Origin of the sequence: Lysobacter sp. Root690 (assembly GCF_001427785.1) — a bacterium.
Classification (GTDB): Bacteria; Pseudomonadota; Gammaproteobacteria; order Xanthomonadales; family Xanthomonadaceae; genus Lysobacter.
The window spans coordinates 421,462-443,848 of the sequence record NZ_LMHM01000017.1 but is presented as its reverse complement, the minus strand read 5'-3'; the positions used below and the strand labels follow the sequence as shown (position 1 = coordinate 443,848).

At 66.0% G+C, this 22,387-nt stretch carries 17 protein-coding genes, 1 tRNA gene, 1 pseudogene and 1 riboswitch; of the genes and pseudogenes, 7 read left to right on the top strand and 12 right to left on the bottom strand.

Annotated features, from left to right (window positions below; all coding sequences use genetic code 11):
- Positions 1 to 12: 12 nt before the first annotated feature.
- Entirely contained in the window at positions 13 to 438 is a 426-nt protein-coding gene (locus ASD86_RS22495) for a polymer-forming cytoskeletal protein (RefSeq protein ID WP_056116114.1), read from the bottom strand.
- 5 nt (positions 439 to 443) lie between these two features.
- Positions 444 to 1,178: a DUF6776 family protein gene (locus ASD86_RS22490; protein ID WP_056116110.1), complete on the bottom strand. Its 735-nt coding sequence runs from the start codon at positions 1,176 to 1,178 to the stop codon at positions 444 to 446.
- 70 nt (positions 1,179 to 1,248) lie between these two features.
- Between ASD86_RS22490 and ASD86_RS22485 the strand changes: the two genes are divergently transcribed.
- Positions 1,249 to 1,839: a DUF4126 domain-containing protein gene (locus ASD86_RS22485; protein WP_056116107.1), complete on the top strand. Its 591-nt coding sequence runs from the start codon at positions 1,249 to 1,251 to the stop codon at positions 1,837 to 1,839.
- A 478-nt stretch (positions 1,840 to 2,317) separates the two neighbouring features.
- Here the strand turns inward: ASD86_RS22485 and bfr are convergent, their stop codons facing one another.
- From bfr to ASD86_RS22470, 3 genes and pseudogenes are all read right to left on the bottom strand, one after another.
- Positions 2,318 to 2,788, bottom strand: coding sequence for a bacterioferritin (bfr, locus tag ASD86_RS22480; protein ID WP_056116104.1), 471 nt, complete (start codon positions 2,786 to 2,788; stop codon positions 2,318 to 2,320).
- A gap of 281 nt (positions 2,789 to 3,069) precedes the next feature.
- Positions 3,070 to 3,273: a (2Fe-2S)-binding protein gene (locus tag ASD86_RS22475; protein WP_036108858.1), complete on the bottom strand. Its 204-nt coding sequence runs from the start codon at positions 3,271 to 3,273 to the stop codon at positions 3,070 to 3,072.
- 260 nt (positions 3,274 to 3,533) lie between these two features.
- Positions 3,534 to 4,013, bottom strand: a pseudogene (locus tag ASD86_RS22470) (RNA pyrophosphohydrolase); the annotation flags it as partial.
- Positions 4,014 to 4,138: 125 nt separating this feature from the next.
- Between ASD86_RS22470 and ASD86_RS22465 the strand changes: the two are divergent.
- The 3 genes from ASD86_RS22465 to ASD86_RS22455 all read left to right on the top strand — a co-directional run bounded on the left by ASD86_RS22465 (position 4,139) and on the right by ASD86_RS22455 (position 5,615).
- Positions 4,139 to 4,215 (top strand) — tRNA-Met (locus ASD86_RS22465).
- Between the two features lie 125 nt (positions 4,216 to 4,340).
- On the top strand, positions 4,341 to 4,703 hold the full coding sequence (gene queD / locus ASD86_RS22460; RefSeq protein ID WP_036108861.1) for a 6-carboxytetrahydropterin synthase QueD: 363 nt from the start codon (positions 4,341 to 4,343) through the stop codon (positions 4,701 to 4,703).
- Between the two features lie 507 nt (positions 4,704 to 5,210).
- On the top strand, positions 5,211 to 5,615 hold the full coding sequence (locus tag ASD86_RS22455) for a phasin family protein (protein ID WP_036108864.1): 405 nt from the start codon (positions 5,211 to 5,213) through the stop codon (positions 5,613 to 5,615).
- A 308-nt stretch (positions 5,616 to 5,923) separates the two neighbouring features.
- On the opposite strand, the gene bioD is transcribed toward ASD86_RS22455, so the two are convergent.
- Complete coding sequence (gene bioD, locus ASD86_RS22450) at positions 5,924 to 6,628, bottom strand: dethiobiotin synthase (RefSeq protein ID WP_056116097.1); 705 nt, start codon at positions 6,626 to 6,628, stop codon at positions 5,924 to 5,926.
- 167 nt (positions 6,629 to 6,795) lie between these two features.
- Between bioD and ASD86_RS22445 the strand changes: the two genes are divergently transcribed.
- From ASD86_RS22445 to btuB, 3 genes are all read left to right on the top strand, one after another.
- The gene (locus ASD86_RS22445; protein WP_056116094.1) at positions 6,796 to 7,278 is read left to right on the top strand and encodes a GAF domain-containing protein; all 483 of its coding nucleotides are present in this window, start codon (positions 6,796 to 6,798) and stop codon (positions 7,276 to 7,278) included.
- Positions 7,275 to 7,709, top strand: a complete 435-nt coding sequence (locus ASD86_RS22440; protein WP_056116092.1) for a TfoX/Sxy family protein — start codon at positions 7,275 to 7,277, stop codon at positions 7,707 to 7,709. Before ASD86_RS22445 ends, ASD86_RS22440 begins: the two co-directional genes overlap by 4 nt.
- Positions 7,710 to 7,990: 281 nt before the next feature.
- Positions 7,991 to 8,233: riboswitch (cobalamin riboswitch) on the top strand.
- 128 nt (positions 8,234 to 8,361) lie between these two features.
- Positions 8,362 to 10,254, top strand: coding sequence for a TonB-dependent vitamin B12 receptor (gene btuB, locus ASD86_RS22435; protein WP_056116090.1), 1,893 nt, complete (start codon positions 8,362 to 8,364; stop codon positions 10,252 to 10,254).
- Positions 10,255 to 10,444: 190 nt separating this feature from the next.
- Here btuB and ASD86_RS22430 read toward each other — a convergent pair whose 3' ends face one another.
- From ASD86_RS22430 to ASD86_RS22405, 6 genes are all read right to left on the bottom strand, one after another.
- The gene (locus tag ASD86_RS22430; RefSeq protein ID WP_056116087.1) at positions 10,445 to 11,386 is read right to left on the bottom strand and encodes a hypothetical protein; all 942 of its coding nucleotides are present in this window, start codon (positions 11,384 to 11,386) and stop codon (positions 10,445 to 10,447) included.
- A 1-nt stretch (position 11,387) separates the two neighbouring features.
- Positions 11,388 to 14,705 (bottom strand): hypothetical protein, encoded by a 3,318-nt coding sequence (locus ASD86_RS27560; RefSeq protein WP_200957291.1) that lies wholly within the window; start codon positions 14,703 to 14,705, stop codon positions 11,388 to 11,390.
- A gap of 223 nt (positions 14,706 to 14,928) precedes the next feature.
- Positions 14,929 to 17,208, bottom strand: coding sequence for a hypothetical protein (locus ASD86_RS22420; protein ID WP_056116084.1), 2,280 nt, complete (start codon positions 17,206 to 17,208; stop codon positions 14,929 to 14,931).
- A 111-nt stretch (positions 17,209 to 17,319) separates the two neighbouring features.
- Entirely contained in the window at positions 17,320 to 19,473 is a 2,154-nt protein-coding gene (locus ASD86_RS22415) for a hypothetical protein (RefSeq protein ID WP_056116082.1), read from the bottom strand.
- A gap of 401 nt (positions 19,474 to 19,874) precedes the next feature.
- Positions 19,875 to 20,573, bottom strand: coding sequence for a hypothetical protein (locus ASD86_RS22410; protein ID WP_056116078.1), 699 nt, complete (start codon positions 20,571 to 20,573; stop codon positions 19,875 to 19,877).
- Positions 20,570 to 22,384, bottom strand: a complete 1,815-nt coding sequence (locus ASD86_RS22405) for a hypothetical protein (RefSeq protein ID WP_056116074.1) — start codon at positions 22,382 to 22,384, stop codon at positions 20,570 to 20,572. Before ASD86_RS22405 ends, ASD86_RS22410 begins: the two co-directional genes overlap by 4 nt.
- Between the last annotated feature and the right edge of the window lie 3 nt (positions 22,385 to 22,387).

Genomic DNA, 22,387 nt, shown 5'->3' with positions numbered 1-22,387 from the left:
GGGCGTTCGCCCTCAATCCATCAGGGCGTCGGCGGTAATCAGGGCTTCAGGCGCCGGCAACGCAGCGGCGGACTCTGCATGAATCAGACGGCCTGTGAGCTGGGAACCGGCCGTCATCTCGACCACCCGGTAATGCACATTACCCTGGACCCGCGCCTTGGCCGCGAGTTCCACCCGCTCGCTGGAATACACATCACCGGTCAGTTCGCCGTTGATGATCACCACCGGCGCGCGCACCTCGCCCTCGATGCTGCCGTTCTCGGCCAGGGTCAGGCTGGCCGGTTGACCGTCCAGGGCCAGCAGCTTGCCGACGATGCGGCCTTCGATATACAGCCCGCCGCTGAAGTGCAGGTCGCCGCGGATCACCACCTGCGGGCCGATCATGGTGTCGACCTGGCCTTCGCGCAGTTGGGTCGGTTTGCTGTTGGTCTTGAACATGGTCTTTAAGTTTCCCCGTTTACGGTGACGCCGCTCTTCCAGGCGAAGTGCTGATCGATCGAGGCGTTCTCCCCGCGCAGCGAGATGCGTACGCGTTGCGGAGTGAACCCGGCCGGCAGCATCACGCTGCCGTCGACCTGCTGGAAGTAGCGGAAGGAATAGTCCTGGGCGGGCGCCTTGGACTTCTGGTGCAACTCGTCCCAGCCGATCGCGGCCAGCTTGCCGCCGCGCACGCCTTCGACCTGGAACTGCAGCCCCCCGCTGCTGACCGCTCCGCGGTTGAGATTCTGGGTCAGGACGATCTGGTAATGCCAGGTGCCGCCGGTTTCGGGCTTGAACTCGACCGAGTGCACGTTGAGCCCCTTGGCCGGCGCGGTCGCGCCGACCAGGCGTTCGTAGAAGGCGACATCGGCGCGCAGGTCGGAGATTTCCTCCTCGCGCTGGGCCAGCGAGCCCTGCACCTGCTTGTTGGCGGCGCGGCTGATCTGGTCGGAGCGCTGCAAGGTGGCTTCGCGCTGGGCCAGCCGGTCGAGCTGATTCTGGCGGTCGCGCAACTCGCGCTTGGTGGTTTCCAGTTCGGCGGTCAACGTGGGCAGCCTGGGCGCGGCCAGCGACTGCGACCACAGCCACGCCACGATCAACGACAACGCCCACGCCACGCCGACGGCGGTCCAGATATAAGGGCGCTTGTCCGGCTGCTGCTGGACGATGACGAAACGCGGCGGCGGGGTTTTGGCCATACTCGACAGCGACGGCTCACACCGCCGGCTTTACCTATACTCAACCCTAAATCTTAACGGGAAAGCCACGATGTCCGATGCGCACCTGTTCGCAGTTGGCGTAGTTCTCGCCTGGCTGTCGGGGGTCCGGGTCTATCTGACCGTGTTCGGGGTCGGCATCGCCGGCGCGCTGGGCTGGCTGGAACTGCCGACCGCGCTGCAGGCGACCCAGTCGCCGTGGGTACTCGGCGTGTGCGGCCTGCTGACCGTGGGCGAATTCTTCGCCGACAAGATCCCCGGCGTGGACTCGGGCTGGGATCTTCTGCATACGTTGTTGCGGGTGCCGGTGGGTGCCTTTCTCGCGGCCGCGGCGATGTCGCCCGACGGCCAACTCGGTGCCGGCGCGCTCGCCACCGGCGCCGGCGTGGCGCTTACGAGTCACCTGCTGAAGTCCGGCTCGCGCGCCGTGCTCAACACCTCGCCCGAACCGGTCAGCAACTGGACCGCCTCGGTAACCGAAGACGTCGCCGTGCTCGGCGGCCTGTCGCTGGTGTTCGCTTACCCGTGGGTGGTGCTCGGCGTCGCGGTGCTGATCAGCGTGGTGATCGCGACGGCGCTGTGGTGGCTGTGGCGCAAGTTGTTCCGGCGCAGGCCGAAGGTGGGGGCCGCGGCTTCGGGGTGAGAGTGGGAAGTGAGTGCGCAGGAGTGAGACGTGAGTAGGAGCGAGAAGCGGCGACTCGTTGGCTGATCGCGGCGGCCGGACGCTGTCGCGCTGCGAGCTGAAAGGAACGCGTCGGGGCTGAAGCCTCCTCCCACGAAAGACTTCAAGCACTAATCTTCGTTGCGACAAAGGTTCTTCGTTGCGGCGAGGTCTTTTGTGGGAAAGGCTTCAGCCCCCACGCTGTTCGCTCAGATCATCGACGAATCCTCAAGCACCCACGCTTATCGCAGCAACAAAAAAAGCCGCAAGCTCATCGCCTGCGGCTTTTTTGATGTTTTTTGACAGCAAGTGCGGAAGCAAAAAACGAGACCTGACTCGCGCTCGGCAAATCACGATCTTGGCTGGCTGGCTACGTCATCTACGTCGCTGGCTGGCTAGAACCGAAATCCCCGGAAGCAGTGGAACCCTCAAGCCCAACGCGTTCCTCACTCCTCCAAACTCACTCCTCGATCTTGGTCAGCAGATAGTTCTGCTCGCCCAGACGCTCGATCAACGCCAACTGGGTTTCGATCCAGTCGACATGCTCTTCTTCGGAATCGAGGATGTCGGCGAACAGCTTGCGGCTGACGTAATCGCTGACGGTTTCGCAGTACTTGATCGCTTCGCGCAGCAGCGGGATCGCCTCGAGCTCCAGCGCCAGGTCGCAGGCCAGCAGCTCACGCGGGTTTTCGCCGATGCGCAGCTTGCCCAGTGCCTGGAAGTTCGGCAGGCCGTCGAGGAACAAGATGCGGTCCGACAACTTGTCGGCGTGCTTCATCTCGTCGATCGACTCGTGGTACTCGTGCTCGGCCAGTTCCTTCAGGCCCCAGTTCTTCAGCATCTTGGCGTGCAGGAAGTACTGGTTGATCGCGGTCAGCTCATTGAAGAGCGCCTTGTTGAGGAATTCGATGACCTTGGGGTCGCCTTTCATGGCCGTGCTCCGACGTTGCAATGGGCGGCACTCTAACGGTTTCGCCCGAGCCATGACGAAACGCGAATCGTGCGCAACGGGAGCCGAGAATCAGTGTCGTTCGGGCCGCCATGGCGCCGCTCGCAACCGGCGCGCGGCGTTGTGTAAGCGGCATCGATGACGCGGTCGCGCGTCGAGTCGACCCGCACGGACAAGGCCAAGCCGCAGCGTGACCGCCGCGGCGAAGATCAGAGGGACATTCGAAGTCGGGCCCAGCCCGAATCACACAACGCTGCGACGGCTCAGGCGGCCTGTTGCAGCACGTTCAACGGCAGCTCGCGCACGTTGCGCGCCTGCTCCAGCAGCGAGCTGGCCAGTTCCAGGCAGCTGCCGCAATTGGCGCCGGCACCGGTGCGCATGGTCAGCTCGGGCACGCTGCGGCAACCGGCTTCGGCGGCCTGGCGAATATCGCGGTCGGTGACTCCGTTGCAGATGCAGACGTACACGGCGCAGGTCTTCGGTCATGCAGCCAACTGGCTGCAGCGCCATTCCGCCACGGATGCGAATGATTGTCAATTAACCGCGACCAACAAGCCCACAATCACCCGCCCGGACTGGCCCGACCGGCTCAGCCGCCGGAATCGGACCCGCTGCCACGAGCCGGATTGCCGCCACCGAACGCACGCGCGCGCGGCGGATGACCGCAGCCGCCCATCTGCGCCTCGCGCAGGCGCGCTTCCGGGCTGGGCACGGGGACCGCCTGGGGACCGGCGAGCTGGCGCGCGAACGGCGCCAGGTGGCGCAAGGCGCTGGCATAGACGCCGCGCTTGAACATGACCACGTGCTCCACCGGATACCAGAAGTCGACCCAGCGCCAGTGATCGAACTCGGGCTTGTCGGTCAGGTCCAGGCGCAAGTCGGACTCCTCGCCGGTCAGGCGCAGCAGGAACCAGACCTGTTTCTGGCCGATGCAGACGAGCCGGTCGTTGCGGCGCACCGCCCGCCGCGGCAGGCGATAACGCAGCCAACCCGGGGTCGAGCCGAGGACTTCGACGTGCTGCGGGAGCAGGCCGGTTTCCTCGTGCAGCTCGCGGTACATCGCCTCGAGCGGCGTCTCGTCGGTGTTCATCCCGCCTTGCGGGAACTGCCAGCCATCGCGATGCACTCGCCGGGCCCAAAACAAGCGGCCGTCCGAGTGCATGAGCACGATGCCGACATTAGGCCTATAGCCGTCCGGATCGATCACGATGCGGACTCCAAATTCACTGAGACCGACTCTGCCACGGGGTGGCGCAGACGACAAGTCGGGCAAAGCCGCGCTCAGACGATTGACAAGCGCGCGTCCGGCATGAAGAATTCGCGGTTCCCCATGGCTATGTAGCTCAGCCGGTTAGAGCACAGCACTCATAATGCTGGGGTCGGTGGTTCGAGTCCACCCATAGCCACCATGGATACCCGCGCAGCAAGACCCAGGCCCGCCCGCGCTGCGGGCCTTTTCGTTTCCGGCGCCGGACGCGCCTGCCGCCCCACTCACCGACGCCGCGCCGCGTCCGCACCGCCACCGGTTACCGCCATGACTGCCGTCGACATCTTCAAGGTCTTCACCCTCGAAGCCGCGCACCGGCTGCCGAACGTTCCCGAAGGCCACAAGTGCGCGCGCCTGCACGGCCACTCGTTCCGGATCGAGGTGCATCTGCGCGGTGAACTGGGCGAGCACACCGGCTGGGTGATGGACTACGCCGACGTCAAAAAGGCGTTCCAGCCGATCTACGACCGTCTCGATCATCATTACCTCAACGACATCGAAGGCCTGGAAAACCCGACCAGCGAGCGTCTGGCGGTGTGGGTCTGGGATCAGCTCAAGCCGGTGCTGCCGCTGCTGAGCGAAATCGTCGTGCACGAGACCTGCACCGCGGGTTGTCGTTACCGCGGCTGAGGCTGCGGCCCGGGTCCCGAGCTGATTGGTTCGACGACGCGCCGATCAGCGCGGTCGCGAACGTATCGCTGTTTCGTCTGCGCGTCGGCTCTGACCTGACGGCAACCGCTCGCCCCGCGCCAATCCAACCTCGCCCACCCGCGACTGCTGCGCCGGAACGCAACGACGCGTTCCTGGACCGCGCGCGCAATTCCGCGTTTCGGCAGCCATGAGCAGCGCCGCGAATAGTCCGGCTGTAACCCGGCCCATGCACGGTGCCGCGGTCGGCCGATCGAACCCGAGAGCGCCGACCGACGCGCGCCCAACCGGCGCATCCGGCCCCGATTTCACCGTTGCGCGCCGCTTTGCCTGAACAGCTGCCTCGCCGCTAACTAGCTGAATAGGCGGACTTTCTGAACGGTTGGCGACCGCTCGTCGGGCCGATGTTGCATCGCAACAAAGCCGGATCTATGCTGCACCGCACAATCCAGTCGTTCTTCGTCTGGACCCTTACTCAGGAGCTCAGCCATGTACCAGCAATTCAACGAACAGTTCGCCGCCGCTACGCGCCAGTTCGCGGACACGGCCGCTCAGGTCAACCGCCTGGCCCTCGACAACGCCGGCGCCGTGTTCGGTCTGCAGATCGCCGCGATCGAAGAGCGCGTCAACGCGACCTTTGCGTTCTTCGGTGAAGCCGCCGAAGCGCGCGATCCGGAAGCCTTCAAGACCCTGTGGCCGAAGGGCGTGCAGATCGCTCGCGAAAACGTCGAGCGCGCTGTCAGCACCGGTCAGGAAGCGTTCGGCCGCACCATCAAGGCCAACGAAGCCATCGCCGAGCTGGCCAAGTCGCAGATCGAAACCGCCGCCAAGGCCACCCAGGCCAACGTCGAGAAGGCCACCAAGGCCGCGACCAAGGCGACCGCTGCGAAGTAATCGCAACCGTCTCTCTCTCCGGCTGGTAATGCGGATACAAGAACCCGGCAGCGCAGGCTGTCGGGTTTTTTGTTGTGTGCGCGAAAGTGGTCTTGCGGTTGGGGCGATGGCGATTGCCTGATCGCGGTCGCTCAGCTTGACCGCTTCGCTGCCGTGCTTCGCCGACGCATGGAAACCGCGGCGCGGCTATCGCCGAAAGATCCCGGGTCGAAGCGCGAACCAAGTAGTTTTCGAACGGACCGCACGCCACCACAGCCCATCGTCGCAGCACGCAATCTCGCTCCGCCCGCATCGCGGATACCGCGTTTTCAGAACACCGGCGTCAACAGCCCCGCCATCGCGGCCGGATCGGGCGACGGCGAATACGGCAGCCGGCCCCAGCACGGCACCGGCAGGCGACGGCACAGGATCTGGAAGTTTTCCTCGGCGCTCGCCATGTGCGGGTCGATGCCGTTGGCGATCCAGCCGACCAGCCGCGCGCCGTCGGCCTGGATCGCGCACGCGCTCAAGCGGGCGTGGTTGATCGCCCCCAGTCGCACGCCGACCACCAGCACCACCGGCAGATCCAGCGCGCGCACCAGGTCGATCTGATCGAGCTCGGCGCTGATCGGCGCGGCCCAGCCGCCGACGCCTTCGACCACGACCGTATCGGCCTGCGCCGACAGTCGCGCGTAGGCCTGCTGGATCGGCGCGAGCGCGATCTCGACACCGGCCTGCGCGGCGGCGATCTCCGGGGCCAGCGGTTGCGGCAGCGCATAGGGATTGACGTCGTCGTAGCGCGGGGTCGGCGCACTGGCCGCCTGCAGCAACAGGGCGTCCTCGTTGCGCCAGCCGTCCGCGGTGGCGTCGCAGCCGCTGGCGACCGGTTTCATGCCGACCGCGCGCGCCCCGAGCGAGCGCAGGCAGTGCAGCAGCGTGGCACTGGCCAGCGACTTGCCGATGCCGGTGTCGGTGCCGGTGACGAACACGCCCTTGGGAATCGGGCCGCGCGGAAGGCTGAGAGATTCGGTCATGCGGGGAGGCGCGGGGTCCTGGAGGCTGGATAAAGCGATGCGGCAAGGCGGACAAGACGCAGGCGGCGTGGGCGCTCAAGTCACCATGGATGTGACTCATCTCGCGCTTTCCGGCGATGCCAGCCGGCCATGGTAGTCGCGGCAGGCCCCGCTGTTACACTCCCTGAATGTTTACAGCCTCCACACTTTCGGGCGGAAAGCCCGAGCAGTACGCCCAGTTGCTCGATCAGGCACGCGGCCTGCTCGACGGCGAGCGCGACCGGGTCGCCAATGCCGCCAACCTGTCGGCGCTGGTCAATCAGGCGCTACCGCAGCTCAATTGGGTCGGCTTCTATTTCTACGATGGCACCGAATTGGTGGTCGGACCGTTCCAGGGCCTGCCGGCCTGCGTGCGTATTCCGCTCGACAAGGGCGTGTGCGGCGCGGCCGCGTCGAGCCGCCAGACCCAGCGCGTCGCCGACGTCCACGACTTCCCCGGCCATATCGCCTGCGACGCGGCCTCGCGTTCGGAGGTGGTGGTGCCGTTGTTCAAGGGTGAGCGGCTGATCGGCGTGTTCGATCTCGACAGCCCGGTGCCGAACCGCTTCGATGCCGACGACCAGGCGGGCCTGGAAGCCCTGGCGCAGGTCTACCTGGAGTCTGTGGCATGACCGCGGCACCCAAGATGCGCAATATCGGGCCCAAAAGTGCAGCTTGGCTGCGCCAAGTGGGTCTGCGCACGCATGAAGATATTGCTGCGATCGGCACGGTCGAGGCGTTCATGCGGGTCAAGCGCGCCGGCTTCAAGCCGACCTTGAACCTGCTTTACGCGATCGAAGGCGCGCTGCTCGACTGCCATTGGCAGGAGATCAGCGACGAACGCCGCCAGGAGCTGATCCTGGCCGCCGAAGCGGCGACCGCGCTGCTGCCGGCGCCGCGCAACAAGCCGGCCGCCGCGCCGGTGCACACGACCATGCATGCCGAGGAACGGCACGAGGAAGCTTCGGCTTACGATGGCGGTCCGGCGGCGCATGACGACGACGACGCGTCCGACGGCAATGAGCGGCAGGGCGATCAGGACGGCGAAGAACGCCACGACTGAGGTCGGCCGGTTCGGTTGGCTTGAGGTGTGAGGCGTCGGTCAGCGACCGTCGTCGTAATCGCCAGCGCAAGCGCCCTCATCCGCCCTTCGGGCACCTTCTCCCGCAAGGCGGGAGAAGGGAACATCATTGAGCTTGCGGTTGGCCCGGCTCGCGGCCAGGCAGCTTCGGACTGCTCGGCAGAGAGCACTTTCAATCCCCACGCCGCCTTAAGCCCCTCTCCCGCCTGCGGGAGAGGGGTTGGGGTGAGGGCCCGCCCGGACTTTGCCCCCCGCATCGCGTAGACTGCGCACCGCTTCAAGGTGACCCCACGGCTTGCGCCGCCGGGGTTGAAACGGGAAGCCGGTGACACGCCCTCCTCCGATCGGACGAGCCGGCGCCATTCCGGCACTGCCCCCGCAACGGTAAGCCAGTCAGATCGCGGCATCCGCCACTGTGCAAGGCACGGGAAGGCGCCGCGACCGGAACCGACCCCGCGTCGGCCCGCTGGCGAGTCCGGAGACCGGCCTTGGGGTGCTACAGGTTGCGATGCGGAGGGCATCGCGGCGGCTGTTGCACTTCGTGCGCCTTCCGCTGCCCGCTCGCCTTCCCGCGCAACCGCCCATTCCGTTGTCGTAATCGCGTGCGCCACGGCGCGCGCGCTGGAGCTCCCCCATGCCGGTTGCAAGTCTGCGTGCCCTGAATCTTTCCTTCGCCATCGCCCTGGCGCTGCCGACCGTCGCGGCCGCGGCGCCCGCCGGCGAGGCCACCGATCTGGACGAAGTCGTCGTCACCGCCAACCGCACCGCGGTCAGCGTCAACGACCTGCTGACCCCGGTCGAAGTGCTCGATCGCACCGACATCCAGCGTAGCCAGGCGCGCGATCTGAACGATCTGCTGCGCGGCCGCGCCGGCATCACCCTCGCCAACCAGGGCGGCGCCGGCAAGCTGACCACGCTGTTCCTGCGCGGCAGCGAGTCCGACCACGTGCTGGTGCTGGTCGACGGCATCCGCATCGGTTCGCCGACCTCGGGCCTGGCCTCGCTGCAGGACCTGCCGCTGGAACTGATCGACCGGATCGAAATCGTGCGCGGCCCGCGTTCGAGCCTGTACGGCGCCGACGCCATCGGCGGCGTGATCCAGGTGTTCACCCGCCGCGAGCAGCAGGGCTTCGCCCCGCGCATGCACGTCGGCGGCGGCAGCAACGGCACCATCGAATTCGGCACCGGCTTCGGCGGACGCAGCGGCCGCGGCTGGTTCGGCGCCGACTACAGCTTCCGCAAGACCCAGGGCATCAACGCCTGCCGCGGCGCCGGCTTCCCGGTGTTCGCCGGCTGCTTCACCGACGAACCCGACCGCGACGGCTACGAGAGCCATTCGCTGTCGCTGCGCGGCGGCATCGAGATCAGCGATCAGTGGAGCATCGAAGGCCAGGCGCTGCGCGCGGAAGGCGAGAACGCCTACGACGGCGACTTCGGCAATTATTCCGAGACCGTGCAGCAGGTGATCGGCGGCAAGCTCGACTGGCGTCCGTCGGATACGGTGCATGTGCAGCTCAGCGCGGGCCGCAATGTCGACGGCTCGCAGAATTACGATCTCAAAGGCCCCCACGCCTTTCCCAACAGCGTTTCTCCGAGTCAGCGCATCGGCTTCTTCAACACCGATCGCGACAGCGCGACCTTGCAGGCCGATTTCAATCTCTTCGAAGGCAATACGCTGACCGCGGGCTTCGATTGGCTGCGCGACCGGGTCGACAGCAACACCGTGTACGACGAACTCGAACGCGACAACAAGGCCGGTTTCGTCCAGTACCAGGGCCGCTTCGGCAACCAGTCGTTCGAAGCCAGCGTGCGCCGCGACGACAACGAGCAGTTCGGCGGCCACACCACCGGCGGCGCCGCGTGGGGCCTGAGCTTCGCCGAGCGCTGGCGCGTGACCGTGGGCTACGGCACCGCGTTCAAGGCGCCGACCTTCAACGAGCTGTACTACCCGTTCTTCGGCAACGCCAATCTCAAGCCGGAAGAATCCAAGACCTGGGAGCTGGGCCTGGCCTACCGCGGCGACAACTTCAACGCGCGCATCGATGGCTTCGATACCCGCGTCGATCAGCTGATCACCTTCGACTCGGCGATCAACCTGCCCAACAACATCGAACGCGCGCGCATGCGCGGCGCCGAGATCGGCATCGACACCACCTTCGCCGAATGGACCCTGGCGGCGAGCGCGAGCTTCCTCGACACCGAGAACCGGGTCGGCTTCTACCGCGGCAACGACCTGCCGCGCCGCGCCAAGCGCAGCGGCCGCATCGACCTGGATCGCGCGTTCGGCAAGTTCCGCATCGGCGCGACCGCGGTCGGTTACGGCTCGCGTTACGACGATGTCGGCAACAGCGCCCGCGTCGGTGGTTACGGCACCTTCGACCTGCGCGCCGAGTACGCGATCAGCGATGCGCTGAGCCTGCAGGCACGCGTGGCCAATGTGTTCGATCGCGAATACGAGACCGTGTCGTACTACAACCAGCCCGGCCGCGAGTGGTTCGTGACCCTGCGTTACGCGCCGAAGAACTGAGGCGTCGCATCGGTCGGTTTCGTACCGATCGATGCGATGTTCTACATCGCTGTAACGTTGCGACGACAAAGGCCCGGCATTGCGCCGGGCCTTTCGTCTTTATGGTCGTTTGCAGGTTTCGCCGGACTTTTGCGCTTTCATCGATACCACATCGCGATGCCCGCCGGGCGCATCGCATCGCCTCGCAAACTCAAGTCGGCCGCACCCCGCACTGCACCCAGGCCTTGCCGGCGATATCGCCGCCCACGCCGATCATGCCGTGACGCCAGCGGCCGTCGTCCGGACCGGACGACAACGCTTCGTACACCCGCGCCGACACGTCGCTGCCTAAGCCGCGCAATACCGAGGCGACCTGCGCATCGTCGCGGTAGATCGCCTTGGCGAAGGTGAACCAGGTCAGCGCCCGCGGTTCGCCGTTCGCCGACAGGGCCAGACTCAGGCCCGACGGCCGCGGCAGATCGCTGCCCGGCATCAACGCCGCCAACTGGCTCATCATCGGCGTCGCATCGCCGAGCACCGTCTGTGCCAGCGACGCCAGCCCACTCAGATCGAGGTCGTGAGCGCGCGCATAGAACTCGACACTGCCATCGGGATTGACCCCGGCCATGCGCCAGAACAACAAGGTCGAATTGAGCACCGGGTGACGGCCTTGCCACGCCGCCGGCAGGCGGCCCGACGGCAGATCCGCGTACAACTTGGTCGCGGTGCCGTCGCCGTGACGCGCCGACGCCCAGGCGCCGAATTTCAAGCGGCAATCGCGCTGATGCGCGAACCACATCGCCAGATCGGCCGGCGACGAATCGAGCGGCCAGTCCAATGCGCGCGCGGCGATCGCCAATCGTTCGCCGTCGTCGGTTTCCGGCGCGGCGACTTCGGCGGTCCAGCGCACCGCGGCTTCGCGCGTGGTCCAGGCGAACTCCACCGGCACGCCGGTGTTGGTCAGGCTGCTGAAACGCCAGGCCATTTCCGGCCAGATCGACTTGGCCAACGGCGCGAGCACGCGTTCCAACATCGCCTGCGCCGCATCGGCCTGCGCCGGCAGCACCGCGCGCAGCCGCCGCAAGGTCGCGGCGACCGGCGCGGGCAACGCCCCGGTGACTTCGAACGGCATCACGTAAGCGGCGTTCTTCATGTCACTGCACCGCGATCAGTTCTTCGGTTTCGTCGACCCAGGCGCGCTGATCGAACTGGCCCTGCATGCCGACGAAGGTGAAGCGGCGACGGAACTTGCGCTTGTCCGCGTTCTTCAAAGCGATGCGCAGCTTGACCGGGTCGGCCTGGCTGCCGGCCATCTCGATGCGTTCGTTGCGCTTATAGGCGCCGTCTTCGTACTTCACGTCGATGTAGACGCGCTTGACCATGGCCGGATCGAACACCGGGATGAACTCGAGCTGCAGCGCATCCTCGAAGCTGTCGTGCACGATCAACTCGGGCACATCGACTTCCACCGGCGGCGACGCCGGATCGGCCTGGCTCACGCCCTTGCGCCGTTGAATGACCTGATAGGTCACGCCGCGATCGGCCGGAGCCGGCTTGGCGCCGCGCAGACGCCAGGTCTTCGGGCCGGAGGTCTTGGTCAGGGTCAACGTGGTCTTGGGCTCGGGCGTGGTGTAGCCACGCGCCTGCAACTTCACGTCGATCGATTCGACCACTTCCCAATCGATGTCGCCCGGGGTCGCGGTGATCTGACGGAACTCGACGTGCTCGTAGGGGTTGACGAACAAGGTGCGGTCTTCGGTCTTGGCCGCCGGGATCGTGTACGAGCTGCGGTCGGCGGCCCAGTCGGACTGCGGATCGAAGTGGTATTGGAACGCGGCGTCGTAACCGATGTCGCGGGTCTCGTTCATGAACGCTTCGAAGCGCTTGACTCCGGTTTCGCCGGGCGTGAACACGAAGTCGGCGTGCTTGTGATCGCGCGGCTTCTTCTTGTCGCCGTAGTCCAGCGCGACCTGCGCCGACTTCAGATCGATCGGTTCGAACGCGATCGGCATGCTCGCCTCGACCGCGAACTGACGGAAGAACGGATCGTCGAGATCGATTTCCTTGAAGTACTTCGACTTGTCGCGCAGATCGCCGAGCATCAGGCCGAAGAAACCCTGCGGCGCGTAAGTGCGGCGCGTGGCCTCGGCGCGGTTGTAGCGCAGGGTCAATTTCTTGCGCTCTTCCTGATGCACGAACTTGAGCTTGAGCGACAGGCTGACCGCGGTCGGCGGTGTGGGCAGAGTCGGAGTCGGAGTTGGTGTGGGCGTCGGGGTCGGAGTGGGAGTCGGTGTAGGCGTCGGCGTGGGTGTAGGCGTAGGCGTCGGAGTCGGAGTCGGCGTGACCGACGCGGGACGACGCAGACGGCCGCGCCAACGACTCGGCGTGGCGCCGGCGACTTGGCCGATCACGTGGACGACGCGATTGTCGGGATCGCCGCCCATGGTCGAATGCGTGCCGGGCCGGCTGCTCGCCGGAACGTCGCCGTGCGCGTTGGCCGGGGTGACGGTGAAGTTGCCGCCGGCGCGGCGCACCACCGCCGCGGCGACGTCGAGACGACGCTGCGACAGCGCGCGGTTGTAAGTCACGCGCTGCGCTTCGGTGGCGTTGTTGGCATGCTCGTGGCTCGCGTACGCTTCCAGCCGCACGTTGCGCGGCGCCGGCAGGCTGCGCACCCACGCGGCCAGACGATCGGCGCCACGTTCGGTGCCGGTCCAGTTGCCGTCGCCTTCGATGCGCAAGGTGCCCGAGGCGTCGCGATAGCGCGGATCGGTGGTGGTGTTCTCGACATAGGCGCGGTATTGCGTCGACGGCGGATTGATCATCCAGCCGCTCGCGGCGGGTTTGTCGAAATCGAAGAACAGGCCGAAGGTCTGTTCCTGGGTCGCCGCCGGCCATTCGACTTCGATGAGTTTTTCCGAAGCCGGATTGACGGTGAGGTTGACCCGGCCCTGCGCGTCGGCGGCGACGGTCTGTCCGTCGACCTTCACCACCGCGCCGGCACCGGTCACGGTGATGGTTTCGGCCAGGCCGTTCGCGGCCGGCGTATGCGTGACCGCCTGACCCGCGGGCAGCGGCGTCGGCGATTGCGATTCGACCGTCAGCGCGGCCGGTTGGATCTGCGGGGCTGGCGGCGTGGTGGTGCCGGTGCCGCCGGTGGTGCCGCCCGTGCCGGTGCTGCTGCCACCAGTCGCGCCGCCGCCGCTGGCGCCGCTGGTACCGCTGAAGCCGCCGGGCGCGGTTCCGCCGGTGCTTCCACCCGTGCCGCCCGTGCTGCCGCCGGTTCCACCGGTGCTTCCGCCCGTGCCGCCCGTGCCGCCACCGGTTCCGCCGGTGCTTCCGCCCGTGCCGCCCGTGCTACCGCCGGTTCCACCGGTGCTGCCGCCCGTACCGCCCGTACTGCCACCGGTTCCACCGGTGCCGCCACCCGTACCACCTGTACCGCCACCGGTTCCGCCGGTGCCACCACCCGTGCCGCCCGTGCCGCCACCGGTTCCACCGGTTCCACCCGTGCCACCCGTACCGCCCGTGCCGCCACCGGTTCCACCAGTGCCGCCGCCCGTGCCGCCACCGGTACCGCCCGTGCCGCCCGGATTGGTTCCGGTGCCTGTGCCCGTACCGGTTCCGGCATGGGCCGCATCGGTCGCCAGCTTTCCCGGCACCAGGGTCGGTTCGAACCACTTGGTCAGCAGATCGTTCTTGAAGAAATCCAGCGCCCACTTTTCCTGGTCGCGCTTGTCGTCGCCGTCGGTGAACGCCTCGACCTGAATATCGATCACGCCGTTCTGCACCAGCGATTCGAACGCCGCGTCGATGCCGGCCTTGAACCACGCGTACTGCCCTTCCAGGCTGACGCTGAAATGGTTGTAGATGCGTTCGAAGTCGGCGGTGATGGTGACCTTCAACGCCGGCCGCATCGCCAGGTACTTGAAGTTGTAGATCACCCCGATCGGGGTCATGCCGTCGCTGAGCGCGGATTCGAGAATCGTCGCGCCTTCCGACGACAGGCTCAGGCTGAAAGCGGCGCGATTGGCCGCGTCCATCGACGGCACGGTCGCGCCGAGAATGTGTTCGACCGCGTTGAACGTGCCCGGCGCGGCCGGTTGCGCCGAGGTGCCGCCACCGCCCTGCGCGTTCAAGGCGATGCACTGCACCGAACCTTCCTCGAACGTGGCGCAGGTCAGCCGCACCGGCAACTGCACGCCCGGTTCGGCGTTGAGCCGGCCGATGATCTTCGACTCCATCGACGACGACAGCTGCAAGGTGGTCACGAACATCACGAAGCCGCCGCCCTTGTCGGCTGCGGTGGCATCGGCGACGCGGTACTTGAGGAAACTGAATTCCTTGCGCCCATCGGGCTGACGCGTGGCCAGCGTGACCGGGCCGGGCAGGTACCAGAACTGGCCCTTGTCGGCGTGGTCGCGGAACACGGTGATGCCGTCGATGGAAAGCGGCTTTTCGAGACTGAGCATGACGAACTCCTGTAGATCGTGAACTCCCGACGTGCAGAGCACCGCGCGAGGGAAACATTTCCTTGTATGCGTAACGCCGCCGCTGCCGTCCTTTCCGTCCCGTCATCCCCGCGAAGGCGGGGATCCAGGGCTCCATCGCGACATGACTCTGAAGTCTCTGGATCCCCGCCTTCGCGGGGATGACGGACCGAGAGCGTCGCCAGACCGGCTGTTGCAGCGCGCGTCAGGCCATCTTCAACACCAGATCGGTCGCATCGCTGGCCACCCAATTACCGGCCTTGTTGGTGCCGTTCTCGAGCAGATAGCTGGCCTTGTACTCGTAGCGCATGCGCGCCGGGTCGAGGTAGTCGTATTCGAACTCGCCCGAGGCCTGGCCGTCGGTGAACTCGAAATCCTCGGCGAACGACAGGCCGCCGGCGAAGTCCTCGAAGCGCAGCGAGACCTTGGCCTTGCGCATCTTGCGCTTGGCGAAATCCGCGGGCGGCTTGACCGTGACGATGCGCCGTCCCTTCATGCCGGCCTTCAACATGATGCGATTGCCGTTCGTCACCGACTCGGGAATCTCCTCGATGTCGCGCCCGTCCTTGTACAGGATGCTGACGCTGTAGAACACGCCCTTGATCTCGGGATTGCGCATGTCCACGGCGAAGGTCTGAGCGGCCGCGCCTTCCTGGAACGACATCTGCATTTCTTCCTGCACGCCGTTGGTCTTGTCGACGTAGCGCAGATCGACGAAGGCTTCCTGCACCTCGTTCCAGTTGAAGTTCGGCACCACCTGCACCACCCGTCGGGTCTGGAACGGGTTGCGGATCGACACCTGCGGCTCGTCCAGCGTGGTCCAGTCGCGCACCGTGTCGCCACCGCTGATGCCATGGAAGACGATGCGCACTTCATAGGCGGTCTTGCTCTGGTCGAGCATGAACATCTTCCATGCGCCCGACTGCGACTCCTTGGTCAGCCGCACCAGATCGTTCTGATTGATCTTGTTGGCCGGGTCGCGATAACGCAGGAACACATCGACCGAGCTGTAGCGTTCCCACGGGAAGTTCTCGGCGAACACCGGCACGGTGTTGATCGTGTACAGGTCGCGCGGGATGATCTCGACGTTTTCCACGTCGTAGGTCTGCACCTTCGACTTAAGCTTGGTCGGCCGCTCGGCCGCGTCCACGCCCTTGAAGTTGACCTCGTACTCGACCTGCACCTCGCGCTTCATCTGGCCGCGGTCGAGCTGGCTCAGCCATTCGAAACTCGCATCGCCCTGACTGGCGCCGAGCAGCGCGTTCTGCGCCTTGTCGCCGTAGCGCACCCGCACGTTGAGGCTGCCGATGTCGTCGGCGGCCAGGTCGGCGCGCGAAATCACCTTGACCCGGCGCTTCTTGAAGAAATCGTTGTCCAGGCTGATCTGCTTGACCAGGCGGTCGCGCGGCACGTTGCCTTCGCGGATGGTCTTGAACAGCGCCGCCAGGTGGCCCTGCGGATAGATCGAACGCTTGACCGCGACGCGCTCGGAGAAATTGACGTTGAGCTTCTTCTTGTCGATGCGCGTGTAGTCCATGCGCTTGTAGCTGAAGCTCGGCATCAGCGCGCCGATCGGACCGCCGGCGGCCATCGCCGAGGACTGGCTGGCGAACTTGCCCAGCGCATCCAGGCCGCGTTCGAAATCGGACTTCTTCTCCGGCGTCCACGGCGGCAGGCTGGCCTGGAAGAACGCATCGGTGATCATGTTGCGCACCTGCGCCAGGGCGGCGTCGCGGCGGTCGATAATGCCCTTGGTGTCCTCGCTTTCGGCGACGAAGGTGTCGGCCTCCAGCACGATCGCGCGGCTTTCGACCAGCTCGTCGACCGCCCTGCCGATCTCGGTGGAGAAGAACATGTTGCCGCCGGAGAAACTTTCGTCCATGTGCTTTTGCACACGGTCCCAATCGATCTTCAGACTGATGTTGTAGGCCGGGCGCAGGCCGAGGAAATCCAGCGAATAGATCACCGCCACCGGCAGGATCTCGCCTTCCAGGCACTGCTCCATCACGGTGTAGCCGTCCTGATCCAGACGCACCGAGAACGAAGCCTGGTTGGCGCCGTAAAGCGCCGGCTTGGCCGACTGGTCGATCTTGAGCACGAACTGCGGGCCCGGGCCGGCGGTCGGAGCGACATCGCCGGTGGCCTTGCCGAGCATCATCAGCTTGACGCCGCCGTCTTCCAGCGGCACCGGCGCGATCCGCGGCTTGTTGCGCAGGTTTTCGGAGTTGGCGATCTCGCGGGCCAGATCGTCGATCTGGCTCTGCGTGGCGCCGAGGTTGCAGTCGAAATTAAGAAAGCCGCCGGTGCCCGCGTCGCCGCGGAAACCGATCAGCAGGAACTGGGGCACATCCACGCCGAGGGTCTTGTCGCGCACCGTGGTCAGGTGCGGATTGAGCGGCATGTAATACCACTGCTCGGGATCGGCATGGTCGGGGAAGACCGAGATGCCGTTGATCTCGCGAGTGCGGCTGTCGAGGAGAAGCATGATCGGACTCCTTCCGAGTCAAGCGTGATAAGTGTTGGCGACGGCGGGCCCGATGACCGGGCCCGCCGCGCTTGCGGCTGAGGTCGTGCTGCTTGAATCAGGTCGGCAGAATCAAGCCGGAAGTTCCAGGAACAGCGACAGATCCGTCTTGGTTTCCGGGCCCACGACCTTGCGCTTGCCGTCGGTGAGGAAGTAGGTGATGGTGGCCTTGTACTCGGGCTCTTCGCCGTCGGTGAGCGGCAGCTTCCAGCTCTTTTCCTCGTCGCCGGGCTTGAAGCGCAGATCGATGCGCTTGGTGCCGTGCGACAGCGCCACGCTGACCATCTTCAGCTCGTCCCAGTTCAGCAGGTCCGGCACCACCGCCACTTCCAGCGCGTCGAGCTTCTTGCCGACCATGATGGTCGAGCGGGTCGCGACCTTCTCGTTCTCTTCCTTGCTGGTGCCGTCGGCGAACAAGGTGGTGACCGCGTACTTCACCTCGCCCAGGGTTTCGTCGACCACCGGGAAGGTCCAGTCGAACGAGGTCATGTCGCTGGACAGCGTCACGATGGTCTTCTGGTTGTACTTGTTGGCGGTGTCGGTGTAGCTCGCCTCGACCGTGATCGACGCGATCTCGGCGGACAGATCGCCGGCGGCGCGGAAGCTGACCGTCTTGGACGCCGAGAACGGATCGTCGACGTACAGTTCCTTGGCCTGCTGCTTGGCCAGCTTCTTGACCTGGCGGCCGTCGGCCAGCGTGTACAGGAACTCCAGGTCGATGTCTTCGGTGCGCGGCGTGCCGATGATCTTGCGCAGGGCGAAGTTCGGCGTGGCCGCGGTCATGTTGAACTTGGCTTCGACCGGCTGCTTGCCGTGCTTGTAGCGCACGGTGATCTGGGTGCGCGGCACCTGGGCGAAATCGATGTCGCCCGGGCCGATGTCCAGCGCCAGTACGCCGAGATCGTCGACATTGATCGTCAGGTTGGTGTCGTCGGTCTTGATCTCCTCCGACACCTGCTTGAACGTCGCGCCCTTGTAATTGACCGTGACCTGATAGGTGAAGTCGCGCTTGCCCTCGAACACGAAGGCTTCGAACTTGGCCACGTCGTCGGGCTTGGTGAAGACGAACTCCTGGACCTTCTTGTTCGGCCCGTACGGATAGCGGATCTTGACCTCGACGCTGTGGATCGGCAGGTTGGCGAAGTCGGCGTTGACCCGCATCACCACCTGCACGGTCTTGAGGAACTCGTCCAGGTTGATCTTGGAGTAGTAGTCCTCCCACTTCAGCGGCTTCTTCTTGTCGTCGGTCAGCGAAGTGATCGTCGGCAGCATGCCCTGCGGGTTGCGGTTGACGATGACCGCCTTGGCCTCGCTCCACTCCACCCGCACGTTGGCGATCTGGCTCTTGTTGATGGTGCGGCGGATGTCCTCGATATCCTGCTCTTCGCGCAGATCCTTGGTGTTCGGATCGACGTCGGCGATTTCCTTGAGCAAGTTGCGCTGCACCGCCGCTTCGAGCTGCTTGTTGATGATCGCGCGGATGTCGGCCTCGAGCTTGGCGTTGTCCTCGGCGCTGAGGTTGGGCGCCTGCACGAACTCGAAGTGGGTCTTGGTGATGTCGTTCTTCCAGCGGCTGGAGCTGATGACCTCGGTGTAGCTGTCTTCGCGCCAGACGTTGTCTTCGGTGTTGATGTCCTGGAAGAAGCTGTAGAACTCCGAGGCGTTCCAGGTACCCCAGGCCTTCATTTCCGGCAGACGCATGTAGCAGTTCATCTTGTAGACGACCTGCACCGCCGAGGCCGAACCGGTGCTCAGGGTTTCCTTGAAGATCGCCGTGCCCAGTTCGGTCAGCTCGACCATGAACGAGGCGACGTTCTTGCCGTAGATCGACGGCTTGCCGGCGCCGCGGATCTTCTCGACCAGCGCGCCGCCCTCGGTCAGCAGCAGCTCGACGGTGCCGTCGGTCCAGGTCACCGGCGCGATCGCGACCTTGGGCGCGTTCTTGCCTTTGTACTTCTCGGCCAGCTTCTTCTGCAGTTCGGCGGTGATCTTGGTCTGCACGTCGGCGGCGACGGCCAGTTCGGTGTCGAAGGCGATGAAGCCGCCGAACTTCTTGCCGCCATCCTCGCGGATCTGGCCGTACTCGACGAAGCGCAGCGCCAGGCCGCCGCTGGCCATGCGCGCGAAATTCGGCGTGTTCGGCATGATGTAGTAGGTGAAGTCGTTGGCATCGTCGCCGTAAACCACGTGGTCGAGGATGGTGTCAACGTTGTCGATCTTAAGCATGGACTTGCTCCTTATCCTGATAAATCCTGAGTTCGTTTGATTCCGTCGCGCCTTGGCTTGCGCGCTTACAGCGACGATGTTCCGCGGGCGAACGTTGTGCGGTTCGAATCTTTAGAACGCCACCACCGCTTCGTACCGGACACGTTAAAAGTGCTATTTTTCAGCTGTTTTCCAACAAAACCACAAGGCAATACTCGCCCGCTGCGGGCCTGGTAGAGACCCACATCGTCGTTGCCGAAGAGACGGCTAGCGTCGCGACCGATTCACCGGTCGCGGGCGTTTGCGTTGCATCGCGCGGCAAACGCCGCTGGCGCAAGATCGCGCCTTTACGATTCGCAGCGCGGCCGGTGGCGGCGTTCGCTCAGCTCACAACCGGTCGCGACACGATCAAGATCGGATGTTCATGGCTTGGGCAATCCCCAGTCCGCGGCATCCGCCGATACGTGTTGTGTTTGCTGTTGCTGCTGGCCGCGTTCGGCATAGCTGCTGACCTGGCTGCGCAGACTCAAGCCCGCATCGGCCTGCTCGCCGTCGGCGCGCAAGGACACGTCGACATCGATCGCGTCGGTTGTCGTCGTACTCGCGGTATGCCGGGTCGGCGCGGCGGCGGTGATCGCGTAACGCAACTCCAGCCAGCCGCGCTCACCGCTCAAGGCCTTGCGCACGCGCCCGGCCTGATCGGCGTCGAGCATGATGTTGAACGCGGCGTGGTACGGCGGCGCGCCCGACGAACGGGTCTTGCCCAGTTGCACATACGCGCCCTGGCCGTCGCCGAGCATCAGGCTGACTTCGCCGACTTCGACCGGCGCCGGCAACAGATTCAACTGCGCCACCGCCACGCCGGCGCGCGCGGCCAGATCGGCGCGCACCGCGTCCAAGGTCGCGGTCGCCACGCCCCACATGCCGGTGCAGGCGAACATCGTCATCGGCCCGGCATTGATCATGTTGAACTGGACGCGGCCGTTGGCGTCGGTCGCCAGCGCCGGCGCGGCGGCGCGGTAATACCAGGTCGTCGCCTGGTCGCCCGGCGCGACCAGCACGCCGCGCAGGTTTTCGTAGCTGTCGCCGCTGTCGGCGGTGGTGTTTTCGCTCGAGCTCATGTCCCTGCTCCGTTGTTCGTCCTTGAGGCGTCGCTGCTGTGCAGTCGCAGCGGCGTATCGGGTTGCAGCACGTCCGACCAGGGCGACTGCGCGGTCCAGCGCCAGCGATAGCCGGAGCGGAACGGCGACAGCGCAAGCCAGGTCCAATGCGCGCGTGGGGTGTTGCGGGTGAATTTCAGCAGACGGCGTCGTGCCGGCTGCTCGGTGCCGTCTTCCGGCGCGATTTCGATCAGAACCTGCGTTGCGGCGTCGTCGAATTCGCAGACCGCTTCGAGTTCGCGCGAACCGGCGCCTTCGAAACTGAAAGCGTCCAGGCGCAGGCTGTCGGCGTCGATCGGCGCCATCGCGCAGCTGCGGCCGTCCTGGCGCGAACGCGCGCTGGCGCGCAGTTGCGCATCCTGGACATCGGCCGGGATCGCGAACGCCAGGCTCGGCGACACGTCGTCGAGCATGCCGCGCACCGACCACGCCCGGCCCTTGCGCGTGCCCACACATTCGACCTCGACGTCGGCCTGGGCCAGAAACGCCGGCTCGGCTTCGATCGGCACGAAACGCAGGCCGAAATCCTCGGCGTCGATCAGCAGATGCTCGCGCTCGGATTTACGTACCGGGCCCTTGATCGATTCGGCGCGGCCGTCGCTGAGCACGACCGCGGTGGTCTGCCATTGATAGCTCAGCGCTTCCTTGGGGCTCAGGCGCAGATCGACCGTGATCGGACGATCCGACGCGGCCAACGGCGTGCTGGTCTTGATCGTGAACATTCGCGCCGGCGGCTTGGCCGGCAGTTGCAGTTCGACCTGGGTCGAGACCACGCCGATGCGCCGCTGCGGCAGGTTCGGCCGCACCGTCACCGTGCGCCAGCCGCTGGCCAGCGCGCGCACGTCGTGACGGCGCACCACGCTGTCGTGCAGTTCGCCGCCGGGCAGGCTGCGCAGCGGACCGAGCGGATCGGCCTCGATCACGAACAAACGCGGCGTCAGCAGCGGCTCGACGAGATTCCATTGCACCGTGCCGCCGCGCATCGACGCTTCGTCGAACACCAGGCGCACACCGGTCGGCGCATCGGCCGCGGACGGCTGCGGCGTGGCGAAGCGCGCGACGATGCGATCGAGCACCGCGTCGGCCAGCGGTTGCTTGAGGATGTCGCCGGAGCTCGCCGCCAGGCCGAGGCCCAGGGTCTGCGGCGCGTCGATCAGCCGTTGCCGCAGCAACGCGTGATCGATCGTGGTCGCGCCGCTGCCGAGCGACTTGATCGCCACCAACAGCGCGGCCGGATCGAAGCTCATCGTCAGCGGCAGGCGATCGGCGACGCCGCGCACCCGCAGCCAGGCTTGCGCGCTGACCGCGAGCAAGCCTCGTTGAAGGGCGGCGACGAACAGATCGGTCGCCGCGCTGTCCATGCGCAGCGCCAGGCCCATCGAGCCCAGGCTCGCCGCGTCCAGCGGCAGCAATTCGCCGAGCGATGCCGGCAAGTCCAGCGCCTGCACCGCGTTCAAACGCAGCCAGCCGCCTTCGACCGGCAGCGGCGACAGGCGCACGTTCTGCGCGGCGTCGAACGCGGCCTGACGCGCGGCGTCGAGGCCGAACTGCGCGGCGAACGCCAACGACAGAATCGAATAACGCTCCAGTCCGGCGCTGCCGCGGTCCTGCTGGAAGATGTCCAGGCGCAGCGGTGGGGTTTCGTCGAGCGTCTGCGCCGACAACTGGGTCGGCGGCAGCGCGAACGCGCCGGGCCGATCGTAAGCGGCGTAGGCGATACGTTCGCCGATCTGCATCGGCGCGCGCCAATCGGGATGACCGGAAAAGGACATGGC

Bases quoted from the DNA above. Each gene is read 5' to 3' on its own strand.
- ASD86_RS22495 (WP_056116114.1), bottom strand. From the start codon at position 438: ATGTTCAAGACCAACAGCAAACCGACCCAACTGCGCGAAGGCCAGGTC.
- ASD86_RS22490 (WP_056116110.1), bottom strand. From the start codon at position 1,178: ATGGCCAAAACCCCGCCGCCGCGTTTCGTCATCGTCCAGCAGCAGCCG.
- ASD86_RS22485 (WP_056116107.1), top strand. From the start codon at position 1,249: ATGTCCGATGCGCACCTGTTCGCAGTTGGCGTAGTTCTCGCCTGGCTG.
- bfr (WP_056116104.1), bottom strand. From the start codon at position 2,788: ATGAAAGGCGACCCCAAGGTCATCGAATTCCTCAACAAGGCGCTCTTC.
- queD (WP_036108861.1), top strand. From the start codon at position 4,341: ATGACTGCCGTCGACATCTTCAAGGTCTTCACCCTCGAAGCCGCGCAC.
- ASD86_RS22455 (WP_036108864.1), top strand. From the start codon at position 5,211: ATGTACCAGCAATTCAACGAACAGTTCGCCGCCGCTACGCGCCAGTTC.
- bioD (WP_056116097.1), bottom strand. From the start codon at position 6,628: ATGACCGAATCTCTCAGCCTTCCGCGCGGCCCGATTCCCAAGGGCGTG.
- ASD86_RS22445 (WP_056116094.1), top strand. From the start codon at position 6,796: ATGTTTACAGCCTCCACACTTTCGGGCGGAAAGCCCGAGCAGTACGCC.
- ASD86_RS22440 (WP_056116092.1), top strand. From the start codon at position 7,275: ATGACCGCGGCACCCAAGATGCGCAATATCGGGCCCAAAAGTGCAGCT.
- btuB (WP_056116090.1), top strand. From the start codon at position 8,362: ATGCCGGTTGCAAGTCTGCGTGCCCTGAATCTTTCCTTCGCCATCGCC.
- ASD86_RS22430 (WP_056116087.1), bottom strand. From the start codon at position 11,386: ATGAAGAACGCCGCTTACGTGATGCCGTTCGAAGTCACCGGGGCGTTG.
- ASD86_RS27560 (WP_200957291.1), bottom strand. From the start codon at position 14,705: ATGCTCAGTCTCGAAAAGCCGCTTTCCATCGACGGCATCACCGTGTTC.
- ASD86_RS22420 (WP_056116084.1), bottom strand. From the start codon at position 17,208: ATGCTTCTCCTCGACAGCCGCACTCGCGAGATCAACGGCATCTCGGTC.
- ASD86_RS22415 (WP_056116082.1), bottom strand. From the start codon at position 19,473: ATGCTTAAGATCGACAACGTTGACACCATCCTCGACCACGTGGTTTAC.
- ASD86_RS22410 (WP_056116078.1), bottom strand. From the start codon at position 20,573: ATGAGCTCGAGCGAAAACACCACCGCCGACAGCGGCGACAGCTACGAA.
- ASD86_RS22405 (WP_056116074.1), bottom strand. From the start codon at position 22,384: ATGTCCTTTTCCGGTCATCCCGATTGGCGCGCGCCGATGCAGATCGGC.